This is a genomic window from Streptomyces sp. NPDC093261 (assembly GCF_044753645.1).
Classification (GTDB): domain Bacteria; phylum Actinomycetota; class Actinomycetes; order Streptomycetales; family Streptomycetaceae; genus Streptomyces.
In genome coordinates this window covers 1-1,188 of sequence record NZ_JBIVNO010000054.1, presented here as the reverse complement: position 1 = coordinate 1,188, position 1,188 = coordinate 1, and the positions used below count along the sequence as shown (strand labels likewise).

At 67.5% G+C, this 1,188-nt stretch carries 1 protein-coding gene; it reads right to left on the bottom strand.

What is annotated here, in order from left to right; translation table 11 throughout:
- A protein-coding gene (locus ACIP94_RS38430; protein ID WP_402436785.1) for an IS3 family transposase occupies window positions 1–1,116 on the bottom strand; the annotation gives its coding sequence in 2 pieces (ribosomal slippage) (window positions 1–774 and window positions 774–1,116; 1,117 coding nt annotated over the 2 pieces). This gene is flagged as partial in the annotation.
- Between the last annotated feature and the right edge of the window lie 72 nt (window positions 1,117–1,188).

Genomic DNA, 1,188 nt, shown 5'->3' with positions numbered 1-1,188 from the left:
AGGCCGCATCGCCGTAGTCGCGGGCGTCCTGGAGGGTCTCCCGTTTCAGGGACGCGTGGAAGCTTTCGCAGGCCGCGTTGTCCGCGCTTGTGCCGACGGCGCCCATCGACCGGATGACCCCGAGCTGATTGCAGAGATCGGTGAACTGCCGGGACCCGTATTGCGACCCGTGATCGGAGTGGAACACGGCGCTGTCCAGGCCGCCGCGGGTGCGGGCGGCCATCCGCAGGGCGTCGGCGACGAGGTCGGTTCGCATGTGGTCGGCGATTGACCAGCCGACGACCTTGCGGCTGAAGCAGTCCAGTACGGTCGCCAGATAAAGGAACTCCCCGCTCTCCAGGGGCAGATAGGTGATGTCGCCCATGTATTTAACCCCCGGTTCGGGGGCGGTGAAGTCCCTGCGGAACAGGTCCGGGACGATGACGACGGAAGGGTCGGGGACCGTGGTGCGGACCCTTCTGCGCAGGCGGAACCCGGTGATGTTGAAGGCCCGCATCACCCGGGCCACGCGTTTCTCGTTGACGCGTATCCCGGCGTCGTGGAGTTCGGCGGTGACCCGCGGCGAGCCGTAGGTTCCGCCCGAGTGCTGGTGGATGACGCGAATCTTCTCGGCCAGGGCCTGGTCGTCCAGATGCCGGGCGGCTTGCGCGTCGGCGCCCGCCCGCCACTTGTAGTAACTGGACCGGTTCAGGCCCATGACCTGGCACAACCGCTTCACCCCGAAGGCGCCCCGGTGGTCGTCAACGAACTGGAAGCGGCTCACCAGTTCGTCTCTCCTGCGAAATACTTGGCCGCCTTGCGGAGGATGTCCCGCTCGGTTGCGAGCTTGCGTTCGCTGGCCTCGAGTTCCCGCACGCGTGCCTCGAGCTGCCTGATCCGCTCGTCCGGATCGCTAGCCGAAGCCTCCTGCCCGGCCCCGGCCACCGCCTTTCCGGCGGTCGGCGGGGCGGCCGGGTCGACGCCGCGGCGCCGACGGTCGCGCAGCACCCAGTTGCGCAGGGTGTTCCTGTTGATGCCCAGGTCGGCGGCGATGCTCTTGTATGTCGCCCCGGGCGTGGACTCGTACAGGGCCACGGCATCGGCCTTGAACTCGTCCGAGTAGTCCTTCATCGCCATCGGCGGTGTTCTCGCTTCCTCCGGATCAAGCAGATCCAGTATCAGCGTGTCCACCACTCAGGGGGAGGTCCC